The following is a 15416-nucleotide window of genomic DNA, read 5'->3' as shown; positions in this document are numbered from 1 at the left end:
ATATGAAAAAAGCTGGAGAAACGATGGAAAACCATACTGCCGGATTAATTTCGCTGGAAGAGGCGCTGGCGCGCATGCTGTCACAGGTTACCGCCATTGATGAACAGCAGCTGATTCCCATCACCGAGGCCGCCGGGCGCATTACTGCACAGGCGGTGATCTCACCGCTGGATGTGCCGCCATTTGATAACGCCGCGATGGACGGTTATGCGATCAAGCTCAGCGATTTACTTTCTGAGCATCCGCTGACCGTGGCCGGTAAAGCCTTTGCGGGTGCCCCTTTCCACGGTGAATGGCCAGGCGGCAGCTGTGTTCGTATCATGACCGGGGCGCCAATTCCGCCGGGCACCGAATCAGTGATCATGCAGGAAGATGCGGAAGTCAGCGCAGAAGGCGTGCGCTTTGCGGGCAAGATTAAGCCGGGCCAGCATATTCGCCGTCGCGGTGAAGATATTCGCATTGGCGACGCCGTGCTGGCATCGGGCGTGCGGCTTGGTGCCGCCGAGCTGCCGCTGCTCGCCTCGTTGGGCATTGCCGAGGTCAGCGTGAAGCGCCGCCTGCGCGTGGCGGTGCTGTCGACCGGCGACGAACTGCAGGCGGTGGGCCAGCCACTGCAAGAGGGGCAGATTTACGATACCAACCGCTTTGCCGTTAGCCTGATGCTGCATCAGCTCGGCTGTGAAGTTATCGATCTGGGCGTGGTTCGCGACGATCCGGCGGCGCTGCGTGCAACGCTGCTGAAAGCGGATGCGCAGGCCGATGTGGTGATCAGCAGCGGTGGCGTGTCGGTTGGCGAAGCGGATTACACCAAAGAGCTGTTAGCCGAGCTGGGCGAAATTGGCTTCTGGAAGCTGGCGATCAAACCGGGCAAGCCGTTTGCCTTTGGCCGCCTGCAACAGAGCTGGTTCTGTGGCCTGCCGGGCAATCCAGTTTCAGCCACGGTGACCTTTTATCAGCTGGTGCAGCCGCTGTTGGCCGCACTGGCCGGACAGCACGGCGCGGCATTGCCACCACGCCAGCGTGTTCGCACCACAACGGCATTGAAAAAGGCGCCGGGTCGGCTCGACTTTCAGCGTGGCATCGTCTCGCGGGCCGCCGACGGCACGCTGGAAGTACGTAGCACCGGCCATCAGGGTTCACATATTTTCAGCGCCTTTGCGGCGGCAAACTGTTTTATCGTGCTGGAACGCGAGCGCGGTAGTGTTGAGCCGGGCGAATGGGTGGATATTGAGCCGTTCAATCATCTGCTGGGAGGCTGAGATGATCGAACTCAGCGACGAGGAGATGCTGCGCTATAACCGTCAGATTGTGCTGCGCGGCTTCGACTTTGATGGCCAGGAGCGGTTGAAAGCCTCGCGGGCACTGATTATCGGTCTGGGAGGCCTGGGCTGCGCGGCAACGCCGTGGCTCGCTTCCGCGGGCATCGGTCAGCTTACGCTGGTGGATTTTGACCGCGTCTCGCTCTCCAATCTGCAGCGGCAAATTCTGCATGACGATGCCCATATCGGCGTCGCCAAGGTGGCTTCAGCCGCCACGCAGCTGTCGCGCATTAATCCGTATTGTCGCATTGAGACGCACGACGGCCAGCTGGACGATGCGCAACTGGCCGCACTGATCGCCGGGCATGATGTGGTGCTCGACTGCAGCGACAACGTCGCGACACGCGAGCAGCTTAATCGCCTTTGCTACGCCAAACGCGTGCCGCTGGTATCCGGTGCGGCAATCCGCATGGAAGGCCAGCTCAGCGTTTTTCACTGGCAACCTGACGAGCCGTGCTATCGCTGTATCAGCCGACTGTTTGGCGATCAGACCCTGAGCTGCGTCGAGGCAGGCGTCATGGCGCCGCTGGTTGGCGTGATCGGTGCCCTGCAGGCAATGGAGGCGATTCGCTTGTTGGCCAATTTCGGCGAGCCGGTTGCGGGCAAGCTGCTGCTTTATGATGCGATGACGCTGCAGTTTCGCGAGATGAAGGTAGCGAAGGATGCGCAATGCGAAGTCTGTGGGCAGGTGCCCGAAAGCGGGCGGCTTTAAGGTCAAAGTCTTTAGGTCAAGGTCTTGAGGTCAAGGTCTTGAGGTCAAAAGCGATTTCTTCCGCCTTGCAGGCGGCCGAGCAGGGGCGGCAGTCGCCCCGCCCCTGCACCCGCGCTATCCGGCAAACACAACCGCCCGCTAACGCGGGTACCCTCGTCAGTTCACATTTCTTCACGGACCGCTCGCGATTCGCTCCTGCTCAGCGCTCCCTTGTCCCGCCATCCATGGCGGGACATCCTAAAATGTTCACTTCCTCAGCGGTGGTGATGCCTCCTCAAGGTCAACATCCAGGTCAAACCCAAAAGACAAAGACAAAGACAAAGACAAAGACAAAGACAAAGACAAAGACACTTTAATTTCTAGTTTCAGATATCAGTTTTTAGCTTTTGGGTCTGATCTTTTGGTGTTGGGTGTTGGGTGTTGGGTGTTGGGTGTTGGGTGTTGGGTGTTGGGTTTTATCTTTTCGATTTTGACCTGGGTTTTGACGTTTAGAGGCATCACCACCGCCGAGGGAAAAGTGTTTTCCAGGGCGAGCCGCAGGGATGCGGCGAGAAGGTGCGCTGAGCCGGGAGCGAATCGCGCCTGGTCCGTCAGGAAAACGCTTTTGCTGAGGGCACCCACGAAGTGGGCGGTTGTGTTTGCCGGATAGCGCGGGTGCAGGGCCGGGGCGACTGCCGGCCCTGCTCGGGCTGCCTTTAGGCAGAACGAAATAGCCTTTGACCTGGCCCTGCTCGGGCAGGCTTTAGCCGGGGCGAAACGGCTTTTGACCTGGCTCTTGAAAGGCACGCCGCCTACAAGGCAGAAGCCGCCCGCTTCCGGGCACATTCCCCCGCCTTTACGGCGTCAGTAAGCACCCGGTCAACACGGCCACCTCACCCCGGTTAAACGATGCCCTGACTGCTCAGGTAATCTTCATAATTACCGGTGAAGTCAGCGATCTTGTTCGGCGTCATCTCAATGATGCGCGTCGCCAGTGAACTCACAAACTCGCGGTCGTGTGAAACAAAAATCAGCGTGCCTTCGTACATCTCCAGCGCCATGTTCAATGCTTCAATCGATTCCATGTCGAGATGGTTGGTCGGCTCATCCATGATTAACACGTTTGGCTTCTGCATCATCAGCTTGCCGAACAGCATGCGCCCTTTTTCACCACCGGACAGCACTTTTGCTGGCTTCTTGATGTCATCCTGCGAGAACAGCAAGCGGCCTAAAATGCTGCGTACCGCCTGCTCGTCATCACCTTCCTGCTTCCACTGGCTCATCCAGTCAAACACGGTGAGGTTGTCGCTGAAGTCAGCAGCGTGATCCTGGGCGTAATAACCGATGCGCGCGTTTTCAGACCATTTCACGGTGCCATTGTCAGGGGCCAGATCGCCCACCAGCGTTTTCAGCAGCGTGGTTTTACCGATACCGTTTGGACCCAGAATCGCCAGCTTCTCACCCACTTCCAACAGCAGATTCAGCTTTTTGAACAGCGGACCCTCTTCAAAGCCTTTGGTCAGTGCTTCTACTTCCAGCGCATTACGGAACAGTTTCTTATCCTGATCAAAACGGATAAACGGCGTCTGACGGCTGGAGGCTTTGACTTCGTCGAGCTTGATCTTATCAATCTGCCTGGCGCGCGAGGTCGCCTGACGCGATTTAGAGGCGTTAGCGCTGAAGCGGCTGACGAAGGATTGCAGATCGGCAATCTGCGCTTTTTTCTTGGCGTTGTCAGACAGCAGACGATCGCGTGCCTGGGTGGCCGCGGTCATGTATTCGTCATAGTTGCCCGGATAGACACGCAGCTCGCCGTAGTCGAGATCGGCCATGTGCGTGCAGACCATGTTCAGGAAGTGACGGTCGTGCGAAATAATGATCATGGTGCTGTTGCGTTCATTCAGCACCTGCTCGAGCCAGCGAATGGTATCGATGTCGAGGTTGTTGGTGGGTTCGTCAAGCAGCAGAATATCAGGATTAGAGAACAGCGCCTGCGCCAGCAGAACACGCAGCTTCCAACCGGGCGCCACTTCACTCATCGGGCCATAATGCTGCTCCAGCGGAATTCCCACGCCTAACAGCAGCTCACCGGCGCGTGATTCGGCGGTGTAACCATCCATCTCACCATAGGTCACTTCGAGGTCGGCAACTTTATAGCCATCCTCTTCGCTCATCTCAGGCAAGGCGTAAATACGATCGCGCTCTTCTTTTACCTGCCACAATTCGTCGTGGCCCATAATAACGGTGTCGAGCACGCTAAATTTTTCAAAAGCAAACTGATCCTGGCGCAGTTTACCAATACGCTCATTGGGATCGAGCGACACGTTTCCCGCGGAAGGAACCAAATCATTACCCAGTATTTTCATAAAGGTTGATTTGCCGCTGCCGTTGGCACCAATCAGGCCATAACGATTGCCGCCGCCAAATTTAACGGAGATATTTTCAAACAGCGGCTTACTGCCAAACTGCATGGTGACATTGCTGGAAACTAGCACTGGAATAGCCCTACGATTACGAAGCGTTCGGAAAATGAGCGCGCATTATGCCACAGAGTGAACGCGGGGATCATCCCCCGTTGGGCAACGCAGAAAGGCAAAAAGGATTATCAGGACCACAGGCACTTTGCAATAAGGCTGATTTAACAGGTTAAGAATATTCTGGCAGCATTATTTACCCAATGCAGGATTAATGTAACAGTTTTTTATCTCTGACCACTTCAGCGTAATTTCAGGCTAATTTTCTGATTAAAAACGACAGGTGCCTGTAGCAGGCGCGATACGGCAGACGGGGAGTGTTGCCATGCTGCCAGCGGAGATCGACCGCTGGCGGGCAATATAACCGTAAAGGTCAGATTAAAAAGTCTTCGAGTTTTTTACCCTGATCGAGCAGTTTTTTGATCGCGGCTGGCGTACGGCCCTGGCCGGTCCATGATTTTTCTTCGCCGTTCTCATCGGTATATTTATATTTAGCCGGGCGAGGAGCACGTTTTGCTCTTTTTTTGCCGCCTTCCATTGCGCCCAATAATTCGCCTGGATCGATACCGTCTGCGATCAGCATTTCACGATATTTAGAAAGTTTTTCCTCTTTCTCACGCGTCTGTGCAGCTTCGGTTTCTACTTCTTCTTTACGCTCGGCAACAACAACAGAGAACTTTTCCAGAATTTCTTCTAAATCTGTCAGTGACAGCTCACGTGACTGAGCACGAAGCGTACGTATATTGTTTAATACTTTGAGTGTCTCGCTCATTGGAATGTCCTGTGAAAATAGAGGTTACTGTCGGTTAAAGATTACATAACTCCCGACGAAAAATAAATTATTTTTCTCGTGCAGAATAATCTTAGTTAGCGATTTTGTGAATAGCTCGAGAATAAATGCTTTTTAGATGCAACTTTATTTCCCGCCATTGCCGGTAATTAGCATAAGTATTTTTTTATATTTCTTTATGTAAAGCAGGAAGAGAAACGACATAACATGACAATTAGATGTTACGCATTGCTGGATATATATCAGGATAAAAAACGATGCGGATGATCGGCCTGCAAAGCGTTAACCTGATTATATTGACCAAAAATTTGATAGCGACGTTTCGCCACGGCATCATAAAAAAAATCGCCAATCGGACGCGGAAACAAGCGAAGCGCGGCGCAGGCACGCCAGGGAAACGGTAAATACGCCATCACCCGCAGAATGGCTGCGGAACGAATTGAAACCTTTCCATGGTCGATCAGTACCAGCGTATGAATCTCCTCCTCCGGTAATCCCGCCCAGTTAAGCAGCGCTTTGCCGATGCTATTTTGTACCGCTGCCAGTTGGATCTGCTGCGCTTTATCGTGACGAATGATTAGTTTTACCCATGAATTACAGAGCTTACATTTTCCATCGTATAAAACGATCCGCTGCTGTTTCGCGATTTCATCGATATTTTTTTTCATGATCACCTCTACAAAGGAATAATGGGATAAAATTTATCCAGTAATAACATTAGCAGCGGTGTCGTGAAGGCGGCGAGAACGGTGGAAAATAACATGCTGCTGGCGGTCGGACCGGTCAACACCTGAAACTGTTGTGACATCAGATAGACGTTTACGCCGACCGACATCGACCCTAACAGCACCACCACGTGCGTTTCCAGCGACGGCAGGCCCAGCGCCCAGGCCAGCAGCCAGACGGTCAGCGGCTGCACCACCAGCTTGAGCGCACAGATGGTGTAGCTGATGCGCAGTCCTTCACGAATGCGATATTGCGCCAGGCTCATGCCCAGCGCGACCAGCGACAGTGGCGCGGCCATTTGACCCAGCATAGAAACCGGCTGCGCAATAATGGTCGGCAACGGGCGGTGAAAAAGACTCCAGGCTGCACCGCCCAAAATACCGATGATCAGCGGATTTTTAAGCACGTTTTTGGCGGTAGCGCCTATTCCAGCCAGCGACAAACGGCCATTTTTACTCCACTCCACCGAAATGGTCAGCAGCGACCAGAGAATAAGGCTGTTAAATATCAGCACCAGCGCCACAATCGGCAAGGCGCGCGGTCCCAGTAATAATCCGGCAATCGGAATGCCCAACATCACGTTATTAGAAAAGATGCCGCCGAGGGCAAACACAGAACTGGCGACGCCTTCGAGGCGGAAGATTTTTATTGCCACCACACGACCAATGACAAATACCAACAGGCAGCCGCCAAAAAAGGCCAGCAGCAGCCGAACATCCATTGGCGGACTTTTATAAAAATTGCTCATCACGCCGAATAACATGCAAGGTAAGGCGACATTGAATACCAGCTGATTAAGGCCATCGCTGACGCTGGTTGACCACTGTGCAAAACGAATCAGGGAAAAACCGAGGAAGATTAAGATAAAAAGCGGCGTGGAGAGATAGAGCTGATGCAGCAGCGTGATAAACATGCTAACCCGGTTCCTTCAGCGGCAGAGTAAAGTAAAGTCTACGCGCTGAATGAACCGGGGTAAACGTATGGCCGTTATCGTCGGGCGATCACGAACCGGTTTTGGGTGAAATTACCGGGCGACGCAGCGGGCGCGTCTCCTCATCATTGCTGAGCCAGTCGTGCAAATAGTGTTCGATTTGCTCCAGGCTGCGATTGCGCGTTTCCGGAATGCATTTCATGACAAATATCGCCCCAGCAATGCCAATCAATCCAAATATAAAGAAGGCGCCGGATAAGCCCACGCTGGCTAACAGCATCGGAAAAGAGAGCGAAATAAGGAAATTGGCGATCCACATGGCAAACACCGCGCCGCCCATAAAAATGCCGCGCAGGCGGGTCGGAAAGATTTCCGATAACAGCAGCCAGGTCACCGGTGATAAGGCGCCCTGCTGAAAACTCAGGAACAATAACATCCCGCCTAACACCAGATAACTGCGTAATACATCCGGCTGGCCATTGATGGTTTCGGGCATAAAATAGCTGATGGCACCGATAATAAACAGGCAGCAGGTGCAGCCAAATTGCCCAATTTTCACCATGGTGCGACGGCCAATTTTTCCTAACAACCAGATGCCGACAAAGGTCATCAGCACGGAAATGACGCCGTTAGCGATGGTGGCAATTAACGCCGCGTTGTCGCTCATGCCCACCGCTTTCAGCATGGTTGGCGCATAATACATGATGGTGTTTACCCCGGTAAGCTGCTGAATAACCGCAATACCGATACCGATCATAAACAGCTTCAACAGCCAGGGCTTTTTCAGTTCACGCAGGCGCGGCTTGCTTTTTTCATCTTCCGCCAGCGTCTCTTCAATTTCCGTTAGCTCCCACTCTACGTCTTCTTTGGCCCGCGTGCGCTCCAGTACGCGGCGCGCTTCAGCGAGGCGCCCTTTCATCGCATACCAGCGCGGCGTATCGGGCATAAACAGCATGCCCACCCACAGCAGCACTGCGGGAATGGTCGCTACCGCCAGCATCCAGCGCCAGGTCGTATCGCCGCCCCAGGCAGCGTTAAAGCCCGCATTGGAGATATAAGCCAGTAGTTGACCAGAGACGATCATCAACTCCTGCAGGGTCACCAGCTGGCCGCGCTTATTGGCCGGGGCGATCTCTGCGATGTATACCGGCACCGTGGCTGACGCACCGCCGACGGCGACGCCCAGAACCAGACGGAAGAAAATCATCCACTCAACGTTGGGCGCCAGTGCGGTGCCCAACGCGCCCGCAGCAAAAATAACGGCCAGAATAACGATGATTTTTCTTCGCCCGGCGGCCGCGGCGAAATGCCCTGACAGCAACGCACCAAAAGCGGCACCGAACAGCAGCGAACTGGTCACCAGGCCGGTGGTAAACGGCGTGAGATGCAGCTCCGTGCCCATGAACAGCAAGGCGCCCGAAATAACGCCGGTGTCATAACCGAACAGCAGGCCGCCCAGCGTCGCGATAACCGCAATAACCTTTACCATCGGCTCAGTGCGCGCGGCGCTGTTCGGCCCCGATGCTCTGCTGACGGTAATGTACTCTTCTTTGGCCATGATAATGTCCCCGTAGTGTGACAAAAAAACTAAAAGCGTTGAGCTCATGCGCTTAACAACTTTTCACCCTTATGAAACATAAAATAGTACATAACTTTCATTTTCATTCATGGTGGAAAATTGGTTCTGTGGCAGACCTCATAAACTTTTATTTTCGCTGTGACCCGGAACACACATCAGGCTTTGCAGGGTTGTTATTGCACCGCTATTCGGAACAGCCTGGAGGGAACTGAACTGCGTATAAAACGTTCATTCTGTTTTGAGCGGAGAAATGCATAAAAAATACGGCGGGCAGCCAGCGCTGCCCGCTTAAGCTTGTTGCGAGGTTATTGCGCGGCTTTTGCCGGACCGAAGACGTCAAACGATGGCAATGTAACCTGCTGGTAAGGTTCCCAGCCGCCGCCCAGCGCCTTGTAGAGCGCAACCAGGTCAAGATTGCTCTGCACGCGGGCACGCGCCGCCTGCTGCTTCGCCTGCGCCAGCTGACGTTGAGCGTCGAGCACATCCAGGAAGGTGCTGATGCCTTTACCGTAACTGTCGCTGGCTAAATCAAAGCTACGCTGCAACGACTCCACCGTTTCATCAAGCTGCGTGACCTGCTGTTGATCGGTGCGATAGCTAACCAGCGCGTTCTCCACATCCTGCAGCGCGGTCAACACCGTCTGTCGATACGCCAGCGCGGCATTCGCCTGCTGTGCGCGTGCCAGCTTAACGCTGGAAACCAGCCGGCCACCTTCAAAAATCGGAATCGATAATGATGGCCCATAGCTGTAAAAATGGCTGCTCCAGTTATCGAGGTAGCTGGCATCAGTGTTACGCACGCCGAGCTGACCGGTCAGCGACAGGCTCGGAAAAAGCTGTGCGACGTTGACGCCAATGTTTGCGGTTTGCGCGTGCAGCGTGGCTTCAGCCTGACGCACATCAGGACGACGACGCACCAGGGTGGACGGAATGCCGACCGCGACCGCATCGGGTAGCACGGGTAACGCACGCGGTGCCTGAAGCTCACCATCCAGCATGCCCGGCGGTTTGCCCAGCAGCACCGCCAGTCCATTCATTGCCTGACGAGCCTGAGCCTGATACTGCGGCAACTGAGCCCGCAACGAGCTGAGCTGCGCCCGGCTGTTTTCCACATCCAGCTCAGGCGCCAGTCCGTTGCGCTGCTGGCTTTGCGTCAGCTCAACCGTCTGCTGAGCCACATCAATCTGCGACTGCAACGTGCTGCTGACCGCCTGTGCACCGCGCAGCTGCAAATAGGCCCGCGCCACTTCCGCCTCAACCGAGACCAGCGCATCGTTGCGGCTCTCAATCGACTGCTGTTGCTGTGCATTGGCCATCTCTACCTGACGCCGCACTTTGCCCCACAAATCCAGCTCCCAGCTGGCATCAAAACTGCCCTGATAGAGCGAGACCGGCTGGGTCAGGCTGTCGAGCGCACCGCGCGCTTGCGGTGCCTGTTGATCCACCAGATCGTAAGCGCCATTGGCTTGTAGCAGCCCTTTCGCGCCGAGCTGCTGGCGATTGAACGAAGCCGCGCCGTTGAGCGACGGAAAGAGGCCACCACGCGCCTGCGACAGCTGTTCACGGGCACCGGCGATACGCAGCACCGCCTGTTGCAGCGAGATATTATCGCTGATAGCGCGGCTAATCAGACTGTCGAGCTGCGGATCGTTAAAGCTTTGCCACCATTGCGGGTTCGGCGCCGCCGGTTGCGGCCGCGAACCCTCTGCCGATGCAAGATCGTTGTAGCGGGCCGGCGTGTTGGGCTGCGGCGTCTGGTAATCGGGCCCAACGGCACAGCCGGCCAGCAGCAGCGTCAGCATCAGCACGCTCAGGCGGGGCTGACGCAGAGAAGTAACGTTCATGTCAGTGTGCTCCTGCACTGCCTTCGCTCTTAATCGGCGACAGCAGAAAACAAAATGGAATCATAATAAGGGCGACAATACTCAGGCCGCTAAATACGTCGATATAGGCGAGAATGCGCGACTGTACGATCATCTCCTGATAGAGCTGGCCCGTTGCCAGCGTGATCGGATCGCCCACCGCCGAGGTGAAGTCGCGAATCGACTGCGCCCAGTGCTGCACGGTGATATTGAACTGTTCGTTTAGCGGCGACATGTTATGCACCATATGCGCGCTGCGCACCTGCTCGCGTTCGGTAATCGCCGCTGTCGACAGCGAAATACCGATCGAGCCCGCAACGTTACGGAACATGGTAAACAGCGCCGAGGCGTCAGCATTTAACCGCTGCGGAATGGTGACAAAGGCGATGGTGGTCAGCGGCACAAACAGGAAGCCCAGCCCGATTGACTGCGCGCTGCGCATCAGCACCAGCGTGGCGAAATCGACATTGGGCGTTAAGGTTGCCGAATAGAGGAAAGCCAGCGTCAGGCAGGTGAAGCCAAACACGATAATCCATCGCGTCTGCACGATCGGCATCAGCTTCAGCACCAGCGGAATGGTCAGCACAATCAGCACGGCACCCGGTGACAGCACCAGTCCCGACCAGGTAGCGGTATAGCCCAAATCCTGCTGCGCCAGCTGTGGCAATACCACGGAGCTGCCATAAAGAATCATCGCCATGCCCGCCATCAGCAGACCAGCGACCCAGAAATTGCGGTCCTTCATGACCAGAATATCCACCACCGGCTTTTTGGCGTACATCAGCCAGTAAACCGCGCCCACCAGGCCGATTACCGCCAGAATCGCGAACAGCACGATAAAGCTGGAGGCGAACCAGTCCTCATCTTCGCCGCGATCGAGCATCACCTGCAAACAGCCGAGTCCCAGCGTAATCAGGCTGATGCCGATGTAATCGATGGTCAGCTTACCTTTAGCCCATTTTTTCTCCCACGGCGGATCTTCCAGCAGCTGGTAAATCGCCAGCACGGTCAGAATGCCCACCGGAATATTGATGAAAAAGACCCAGCGCCAGCTGTAGTTATCGGTGATCCAGCCGCCCAGCGTTGGGCCAAGCACCGGCGCCACGATGATCGCAATGGAGGAGAGGCCAAAGGCCTTGCCGCGATCGGCCGGTTTAAAGTAATCGAGCAGTACCGACTGCTGTACCGGCTGTAGGCCACCGCCAAAGAAGCCCTGTAGCACACGAAACAGGATGATCTGCCACAGTTCGGTGGCGATACCACAGAGAAAAGAGCAGACGGTAAACATCACGATGCAGATCAGAAAGAACTGCTTACGGCCAAACAGTCGCGAGAAAAATGCCGAGATCGGCAGCACGATGCCGTTGGCCACCAAATAGGAGGTCAACACCCAGGTTGATTCGTCATAGCTGGAAGAGAGCGAGCCAGCAATATGCGGCAACGCCACGTTAACGATGGTGGTGTCGAGGATCTCCATAAACACCGCCAGCGTTACCGTCATCGCGACCAGCCACGGATTGCTGGCAGGCTGCCAGCTTTGCGACTGGCTCATTCCACCGTTACCTTCGGTTCAACGGACAGGCCAAGCGGCAGCGGATGGTTGGCATCAAGGCCTTTATCGATCACGATTTTCACCGGTACGCGCTGCACGATTTTCACGTAGTTACCGGTAGCGTTTTCCGACGGGAAGGTAGAGAAGCGCGAACCGGAGCCCATCTGAATACTGTCGACGTGCCCTTCCAGCTTCATGTCTGGCCAGGCATCCACAGTGATCGCCACTTTGTCGCCAGGATTCATGTGCTCAAGCTGCGACTCTTTAAAGTTAGCGGTGATCCAGATGTCGGTTGAGACCAGTGAGAACAGCGCACTGCCTGCCTGCACCAGCGTGCCGACCTGTACGTTACGCTTAGTGACAAAGCCATCGTATGGCGCACGCACTTCGGTATAGGAGAGATTGAGTTCGGCGGTATTGAGCTGCGCCTGCGCCTGCTCAACCTGACGCTGACGCGCCTCAACGTTGGTTTCCTGCTGACGAATCTGCAGCGCGACCTGAGAAGCCACTTCCACCTGCGCTTTCGCGCTTTGCAACTGTGCCTGCGCTGAACGCAGCTGTACGTTGGCATTATCGATATTGCGCTGCGAGGTGGCGCGGGGATCAACGCCGCGCTGACGACGATAGTCCGCCTCAGCATTAAGCAGGTTCGCCTGCGCTTTCGCCTGATCGGCCAGTGCCTGATCGCGCTGTGCCGGATACTGTACCCGCGACAACGCAAGCTGTGCCTGTGCCTGATGTAACTGCGACTGTGCCAGACCAAGCTGCGCTTTCGCCTGATCGCGCTGCGCCTGATTATCACGCGGATCGATCATCACCAGCAGATCGCCCTTCTTCACCCGCTGGTTGTCGTTAACCAGCAGCTTGACCACATAGCCGGACGCTTTGGGCGCAATGGTCACCGCATCGCCTTCGGTAAAGGCGTCGTCGGTGGTCTCTTCATTGCGGGTGGTGAACCAGAAGAAAAAGCCAACGATGATCATGACGATCACCAGCACGCCAAGAATAATCAGCGGCTTTTTGCCTGGCCGTTTGCGCGGCTGCTCCTGCTGATCATCCTGCTGTTGGTTCTCCTGCTTCTGCTCATCCTGATGGGCTTCCGCATCCGCATGCTGTTGCTCATCCTTTTTATTCACGTCGTTTTTATCAGTCATCGTATCCATCTTTGGCTGTATGCGCGAAGGGCGCGCTGGAAATTTGGCCTATTAACAGTAGGAAGTTAACTTGACAAATTCCAGTACAACTTTACAAAAGCCGCACCCGTTGCTTATTTTTTGCCGGAGAGATGACGTGCTGCGCAGAATACGCAGCACAAACGCGGTTAGTGAAGTGCTTTGAGCAGCAGCCAGCCGACGGCAATGGCGATAAACAGCATCGGCACCGAGAAGAGATGGAAACGCCACCAGATCGCTTTGTCCTTTGCCATACGCAAGGCGATCAGGTTGGCCAGCGAGCCCGGCAACAGGCCGAAGCCGCCAATGTTCACCGCCCACGCTAGCGAAACCGACGCAGGGACAATTTGAATCATCAAAATGGTCGCCGGCACGTTGCTGATAACCTGCGATAAACCGATAGCGGCAAAGAAATGCACCGCGTCGCTGGCGTGCGCCACCTGTTGCACCAGACCCTGTAGCTGCGGCAGGCGCATAAACAGCCAGACATCGACAAACATGACGATAAACACCGCCAGCAGGCTCCAGTCAAGCGCCAGTAAGACGCGGCGTGCACGCAGCGCAAAGCAGGCGATTACCAGCAGCAACGCCCATCCGGTAAGCTTAAGCTCCAGCGCCACCACGAACAGCAGATACAGCGCGATGCTCAACCAGAGCAGCCCTTTTTGCCACTGCGGCGTGGTCATGTTGTCGTGCCGTTCAATCGTGCGATGGGAAAAACTGAACCACGTCAGCACCAGCAAAATCGCCACCATTGACGCCGCCAGCGGCAGCATTTGCAGCATAAATCCGACAAAGCTGGCATCGCCGCGGCCCCACAGCAGGATATTTTGCGGGTTGCCGACCGGCGTCAGCAGCGATCCAGCGTTGACCGCCAATGCCTCAAAAATGATCAGGCGACTGACCGGGAGCGTGGAGAACTGACGCAGCGACAGCGTTAGCGGCACGAGGATGAACAAGGCGATGTCGTTGGTCAGAAAGGTGGAAAGCAGTGCGGCGGCGGCAACCAGAAATAGCGCCAACGTGCGCTGCTGATTAAAGCGCTGAATCAACCGCTGGCCCAGCAGATCAAAGTAGCCGCTGCTTTCGATGCCTTTGGTCACCAGCAGCAGCCCGCACAGGGTAATAATGGTGTGCCAGTCTACGGCGCCGGGCAGCTCACGCCACTGAAAGCGGGCAAAGCAGCCAAGTACAATGCCAAGAACAACAAGAAGGTGCAAAAAACGATCGCGTAAAAACGGGGTAATGAGTGTTGCCACGATAGCTGGCCGCCGCTGAAGTTATAAGTCTCAGGAATGCTGGTTTTCGTAGAAGGTTTTAAAAATAGCCAGGGTCTCATCGCTGACGTGATGTTCAATGCCTTCTGCATCGCGCCGCGCGGTATCAGGACTGATCCCCAGCGCCAGCAGAAAGGTTTCCACCACGTGATGACGCGCCCGACTCTCTTCCGCCAGCGTCTCGCCTTCCTGGGTGAGGAAGACGCCACGATAAGGTACCTGTTCTACCAAACCCGCGCTACTGAGTCGTTTCAGCATTTTTGCAACAGTGGGTTGCGAAACGCCCAGACGTGCAGCCATGTCTACCTGACGCGCTTCGCCAAATTCCCGGATAAGATCGGAGATAAGCTCAACATAATCGTCAATCAATTCGCGTCGATGCGCTTCACGCACCTGTCGAAAACCCTCGACATGCTCCTCAATATCTTTCAATGGCCCATGGGGGGTTGCGGCGGTTTTCGCGCGACGACTCATACAGCTTCCTCTTATTATTGCGCCCGCAGAAAAAGCCCTGGCGACGCTGTTGGAGCCACATTGTAAACCATGCACAACGAAGCACAAATTTTCTGTAAATAGCATTGGCTAAAGGGTATAGCCAGTGCTATAACTGGTTATATTGCAACCACAGCATTACTACGGTTAAGCCCGCGATACCGTTCAATCTGCTCTGCCGTTGCCTGTTGTTTGCCGCTGCCCGGCGCGCCTGTTTGATGACCATGGCCGCTTATGAGGAGAGAATCATGCCTTTCACACTGCTGCTGAAATTATGGTGCCGATCGCCATTCAAGGTCAGGCTGATGCTGATTGAGATGCTGAGCGCAAAAATGGGCAAAACGCAAAAACCGCACGACCCTCGCCATTCCTGATCGCGTTCCTGTTATCCCCTTTCCTGCCTGCGCTATTTTCACGGCCGTTGCTTGTCCACATCAGAACCCTGCATGTTGATCGCCAAGGTGCCTCTGCCTGCGCAGAAAAAGAAATTAAGGATGGCAATCGATCTGTTAGGGCGGTAAAAAAGAAAACGGCCCACAAAAGGGGCCGTT

Annotated in this window: 14 protein-coding genes; 3 read left to right on the top strand and 11 right to left on the bottom strand. The window is 55.2% G+C overall.

Annotated elements, in window-relative coordinates; genetic code table 11:
* Positions 1-23 precede the first annotated feature (23 nt).
* Together moeA and moeB are read left to right on the top strand one after the other, a co-directional pair.
* A complete protein-coding gene (gene moeA, locus EM595_RS06130) occupies positions 24-1259 on the top strand; it encodes a molybdopterin molybdotransferase MoeA (protein WP_067429054.1) in 1236 nt (411 codons plus the stop codon).
* Position 1260: 1 nt separating this feature from the next.
* Positions 1261-2031, top strand: coding sequence for a molybdopterin-synthase adenylyltransferase MoeB (gene moeB, locus EM595_RS06125; protein WP_067429053.1), 771 nt, complete (start codon positions 1261-1263; stop codon positions 2029-2031).
* A 372-nt stretch (positions 2032-2403) separates the two neighbouring features.
* On the opposite strand, the gene EM595_RS06120 is transcribed toward moeB, so the two are convergent.
* From EM595_RS06120 to mntR, 11 genes are all read right to left on the bottom strand, one after another.
* Positions 2404-2856 (bottom strand): hypothetical protein, encoded by a 453-nt coding sequence (locus tag EM595_RS06120; protein WP_067429051.1) that lies wholly within the window; start codon positions 2854-2856, stop codon positions 2404-2406.
* A 56-nt stretch (positions 2857-2912) separates the two neighbouring features.
* Positions 2913-4505, bottom strand: coding sequence for an ABC-F family ATPase (locus tag EM595_RS06115; RefSeq protein ID WP_067429050.1), 1593 nt, complete (start codon positions 4503-4505; stop codon positions 2913-2915).
* A 352-nt stretch (positions 4506-4857) separates the two neighbouring features.
* The gene (locus EM595_RS06110) at positions 4858-5256 is read right to left on the bottom strand and encodes an H-NS family histone-like protein (protein ID WP_067429047.1); all 399 of its coding nucleotides are present in this window, start codon (positions 5254-5256) and stop codon (positions 4858-4860) included.
* Between the two features lie 260 nt (positions 5257-5516).
* Positions 5517-5942 carry a thiol-disulfide oxidoreductase DCC family protein gene (locus EM595_RS06105; protein WP_067435227.1) on the bottom strand — a complete coding sequence of 142 codons (426 nt, stop codon included), beginning with the start codon at positions 5940-5942 and terminating at the stop codon, positions 5517-5519.
* A gap of 8 nt (positions 5943-5950) precedes the next feature.
* On the bottom strand, positions 5951-6913 hold the full coding sequence (locus EM595_RS06100) for an AEC family transporter (protein ID WP_067429046.1): 963 nt from the start codon (positions 6911-6913) through the stop codon (positions 5951-5953).
* Between the two features lie 88 nt (positions 6914-7001).
* The gene (locus EM595_RS06095; protein WP_067429043.1) at positions 7002-8489 is read right to left on the bottom strand and encodes a sugar porter family MFS transporter; all 1488 of its coding nucleotides are present in this window, start codon (positions 8487-8489) and stop codon (positions 7002-7004) included.
* 326 nt (positions 8490-8815) lie between these two features.
* Positions 8816-10354, bottom strand: a complete 1539-nt coding sequence (locus EM595_RS06090; RefSeq protein ID WP_067429040.1) for an efflux transporter outer membrane subunit — start codon at positions 10352-10354, stop codon at positions 8816-8818.
* A gap of 1 nt (position 10355) precedes the next feature.
* Positions 10356-11924, bottom strand: a complete 1569-nt coding sequence (locus tag EM595_RS06085) for a DHA2 family efflux MFS transporter permease subunit (protein WP_067429038.1) — start codon at positions 11922-11924, stop codon at positions 10356-10358.
* Positions 11921-13087, bottom strand: coding sequence for an HlyD family secretion protein (locus EM595_RS06080; RefSeq protein ID WP_067429033.1), 1167 nt, complete (start codon positions 13085-13087; stop codon positions 11921-11923). Before EM595_RS06080 ends, EM595_RS06085 begins: the two co-directional genes overlap by 4 nt.
* Before the next feature lie 158 nt (positions 13088-13245).
* The gene (locus EM595_RS06075) at positions 13246-14355 is read right to left on the bottom strand and encodes an SLC13 family permease (protein WP_157883851.1); all 1110 of its coding nucleotides are present in this window, start codon (positions 14353-14355) and stop codon (positions 13246-13248) included.
* Positions 14356-14385: 30 nt separating this feature from the next.
* Positions 14386-14847, bottom strand: a complete 462-nt coding sequence (gene mntR / locus EM595_RS06070) for a manganese-binding transcriptional regulator MntR (RefSeq protein WP_067429031.1) — start codon at positions 14845-14847, stop codon at positions 14386-14388.
* A gap of 266 nt (positions 14848-15113) precedes the next feature.
* Between mntR and EM595_RS21440 the strand changes: the two genes are divergently transcribed.
* Complete coding sequence (locus tag EM595_RS21440) at positions 15114-15239, top strand: hypothetical protein (RefSeq protein WP_262410894.1); 126 nt, start codon at positions 15114-15116, stop codon at positions 15237-15239.
* Positions 15240-15416: the final 177 nt, after the last annotated feature.

The organism is Duffyella gerundensis (genome assembly GCF_001517405.1).
GTDB lineage: Bacteria > Pseudomonadota > Gammaproteobacteria > Enterobacterales > Enterobacteriaceae > Duffyella > Duffyella gerundensis.
Note: the sequence above shows the minus strand (reverse complement) of the source record. Positions and strands in the feature narration are given on the sequence as shown.

Coding starts and splice junctions, on each gene's coding strand:
- EM595_RS06090 (WP_067429040.1), bottom strand. CDS start 10,354: ATGAACGTTACTTCTCTGCGTCAGCCCCGCCTGAGCGTGCTGATGCTG.
- EM595_RS06105 (WP_067435227.1), bottom strand. CDS start 5,942: ATGAAAAAAAATATCGATGAAATCGCGAAACAGCAGCGGATCGTTTTA.
- EM595_RS06095 (WP_067429043.1), bottom strand. CDS start 8,489: ATGGCCAAAGAAGAGTACATTACCGTCAGCAGAGCATCGGGGCCGAAC.
- mntR (WP_067429031.1), bottom strand. CDS start 14,847: ATGAGTCGTCGCGCGAAAACCGCCGCAACCCCCCATGGGCCATTGAAA.
- EM595_RS06110 (WP_067429047.1), bottom strand. CDS start 5,256: ATGAGCGAGACACTCAAAGTATTAAACAATATACGTACGCTTCGTGCT.
- EM595_RS21440 (WP_262410894.1), top strand. CDS start 15,114: ATGCCTTTCACACTGCTGCTGAAATTATGGTGCCGATCGCCATTCAAG.
- moeB (WP_067429053.1), top strand. CDS start 1,261: ATGATCGAACTCAGCGACGAGGAGATGCTGCGCTATAACCGTCAGATT.
- moeA (WP_067429054.1), top strand. CDS start 24: ATGGAAAACCATACTGCCGGATTAATTTCGCTGGAAGAGGCGCTGGCG.
- EM595_RS06120 (WP_067429051.1), bottom strand. CDS start 2,856: ATGTGCCCGGAAGCGGGCGGCTTCTGCCTTGTAGGCGGCGTGCCTTTC.
- EM595_RS06100 (WP_067429046.1), bottom strand. CDS start 6,913: ATGTTTATCACGCTGCTGCATCAGCTCTATCTCTCCACGCCGCTTTTT.
- EM595_RS06080 (WP_067429033.1), bottom strand. CDS start 13,087: ATGGATACGATGACTGATAAAAACGACGTGAATAAAAAGGATGAGCAA.
- EM595_RS06085 (WP_067429038.1), bottom strand. CDS start 11,924: ATGAGCCAGTCGCAAAGCTGGCAGCCTGCCAGCAATCCGTGGCTGGTC.